Genomic DNA, 2,864 nt, shown 5'->3' with positions numbered 1-2,864 from the left:
TTCATCATGAAGCCTCAAAAACGGTTCGTATAGTTTCGTAATTAACTAAATTTTTTTTGACTCATGCCGCCTTTAGGCGACTCACCGGCATAACCACAAATGTTGCTGACGAACTGGCGACCAGCACTTCTCGCTGAGGGTCATGAAGTTCGGCTCTGGCGAATGCAATCTGACGACCCACACGCTCAACTGTTGCCTTTGCTTTCAACAACGACGGTTTCGCAGCCGCCTGCATATTCACCGTAATACTGGTAGTGGCACAGGTTTGCCCGCAGGGCAGCATGCTGAGCACTGCAAAAGCCATGGCATAGTCGAGCATGGTCATCAAGGTGCCACCGGCTATAACACCATTTCCCTGAATGGCTGTTACTGGCGCTTCGAAACTGAGTTCGACAGCTCCAGGGCGGCCATGAACCAACCGAGCGCCAAGCGCACTTAGTCCAGCAGTCAATTCAAACGGGATGTCGAATTGGGCCTCTGAAATAACACGCTCCAAAAAGGCCCGATCTGGATTGTCATCGATCGTTTGCATAATACGTTACCTCAACCTGGATAACTGATGCACTTCTGCCGCTGCTCACCCAGTCCGGCAATTGTGCCAACCATAATATCGCCGTCGCGCAAGAAACGATTGTAATGAGTTCCATTGCCTGCAGGGGATCCGGTACAAATCACATCACCTGGCAATAGCTTTGCGTACTTCGAGATGTATGCAATTTGTTGTTCAATTCCAAAAAGCATATCTGCAGTCGTCTCATCYTGCATTGTTTTGCCGGACACTGTCAGTTGCATCGAGAGGTTGTGTGGATCTTCAACGAACTGCTTGGGAACCAGATACGGACCAAGCGGAAGAAAGCCTGGCTGCCCTTTCGATCTCAGCCAGTCGGTACCGAGCATCTTGTAGTCAGTGCGTGGAATCAGGTCACGAGCCGAGATGTCATTGATGATCGTATAACCGGCGACATAATCCATGGCCTCTTCCGCCCGGATATTGTACCCCTCCTTGCCTATCACTACGGCCAATTCCAACTCCCAGTCCGGCTTGCTGGTAGTGGGTGGAAGTACCAAGTCCTCATAGGCACCCGAAATTGCAGAGACTGGCTTGGTGAATACATAGGGTTCTCCATTAGCCACCCTCTGATCCATCATATCTTCGGCCCACTTCCTCAGTTCTTCCTTGCTCAGCCCTTCTGGTCCGACATTTGAATCAACGGTCAAATCCACTACATGCTTTCGATAGTTTGCGCCTGTGCAGAACACTTGCCGCGGCAGGTCAATCGCAGGGCGAAACGTGAGTTGATCTTCATTATACCAAGAGGAAGTAGTGGTTTTACTCACAATCGATTCGAGCGCGGCGCAGCTGGCATCCCAGTTTTCCAGTAGCGACAGCACATTTTTTTCTCGGAGAATATCAACCCCGAACTCCTCAGCCACACTGCTGACTGGAACAACTTTTCCGTCGACAACCAGACCAGCAAAGCGGTGCTGCGGATTGGTTTTTAAAGAAAATGTACCGAGCGAGAACTTCTTCATGTGCACCTCCGAATTATTGTAAGAATGAGCCGTCGACAATTTGCTCATAGGTAAAATCCGCTCCGGGTAACCCAAGCAGCGCTCTCTGTCCAATAAGAAGTTCAATACCCTCGCGAGAAGGCGTCAGAGTTCCAGGGAATGTATTCACCAGTGCTGTTACTGCTTCGACAGGCATGCCAAGTACCTCCAAAGCCTCTGTCAGCTTTGCCGTGTCGCCAGGCAGGGTCGTTAGCGTTGCGTTGAGGATGCGTACCCACGCTTTCAGCGCTTCATTCGCATGACTCACCGATTTCCTCACGACCAATCCTTGACCTGGAAAATTGGCAAATACATCCTGAATCGTTGCAATTTTCTTGAGTCCCCGCTGAACCGCCATGGTGTCGAACGGCGGCCCGAGCAAGGTCGCATCACCCTCCTCCGCAACAAGAGCCGTAAACCGCTCACGCACCCCGCCAACGGGTGTCAGGCGATAGTCGTCAGAAAGGAGTCCTGCTTCCTTGAGTAGCGCTCGAAGGGCAATGACAAAACCGTTCTCAGGGGCATCCACCAGAATGTTGGCACCGCGCAAATCCGCAGGAGCTGACATGGCCGAGGAGCCGACCAGTTGTAACGGCGTCGTGGTTTCAATCTGAGCAATCACCACGAAGTCTTGTGGACCTTGCCGGCGGTTCCAGTGCAGAACGTTGTCGATCGACGTTACGACCGCGTCGACCTCTCCTGCACACAGTGACGAGTACTGCTCATCAGACGATTGAGTCATCGAAGACTCGAGGCGCAAATCTGCCGGCATTTGCCACGAGGCTGCTACCGCAATGGCAGGAGGGACAAACCACATCACACGCAGAGAGTCGTTGGACATTTTTTGTTCTCGTTGAAAGTACTCTATATATAAAACTATACGTATCGTTTTGTCAACGAGCCTACCCATGCTTGATAAACCCGCCAGAGGGCGGGTATTACAGGTCTAACACCATACGAGGCGTCTTGCTTCCTGAGCAGCAGACAAAGACAGTCTTGCCCGCCTGCTTTTCCGCCTCGCTGAGAATTGAATCGCGATGGTCTGGCGTGCCCTCCAGCACCCGCACCTCACAAGCACCACAGATGCCTTCGCGACAGGAATGCATCACCTCTACACCGTTTTCAATCAGCGCATCGAGCATGCTTTTGCCCTGCTCCATCTTGAGGGTCTTCCCGGTCTTCGCCAGTACGATCTCATACCCACCCGATGTCGCGGCTTCCTGCAGCGGTATAAAGCTCTCGAAGTGAACTCTGCTATCAGCGATGGAAAGCGCCTTTGCTTGCTGAGAATAGGCCTGAATCATCCCCGCAGG

General features: G+C 52.1%; 4 protein-coding genes. All 4 read right to left on the bottom strand.

Going from position 1 to position 2,864, the window contains the following annotated elements:
- Positions 1-61 precede the first annotated feature (61 nt).
- A complete protein-coding gene (locus ACXRVY_RS22785) occupies positions 62-532 on the bottom strand; it encodes a PaaI family thioesterase (RefSeq protein ID WP_223457551.1) in 471 nt (156 codons plus the stop codon).
- 11 nt (positions 533-543) lie between these two features.
- Positions 544-1,533 (bottom strand): fumarylacetoacetate hydrolase family protein, encoded by a 990-nt coding sequence (locus ACXRVY_RS22780; protein WP_223457549.1) that lies wholly within the window; start codon positions 1,531-1,533, stop codon positions 544-546.
- Positions 1,534-1,546: 13 nt separating this feature from the next.
- Positions 1,547-2,392: an ABC transporter substrate-binding protein gene (locus ACXRVY_RS22775; RefSeq protein ID WP_223457547.1), complete on the bottom strand. Its 846-nt coding sequence runs from the start codon at positions 2,390-2,392 to the stop codon at positions 1,547-1,549.
- Between the two features lie 97 nt (positions 2,393-2,489).
- Positions 2,490-2,864 (bottom strand): flavin reductase family protein (locus tag ACXRVY_RS22770; RefSeq protein ID WP_458238301.1); only part of this gene is annotated, 375 nt, incomplete at its 5' end.

It is taken from the genome of Pseudomonas sp. P5_A2_2, from assembly GCF_054177685.1.
Note: the sequence above shows the minus strand (reverse complement) of the source record. Positions and strands in the feature narration are given on the sequence as shown.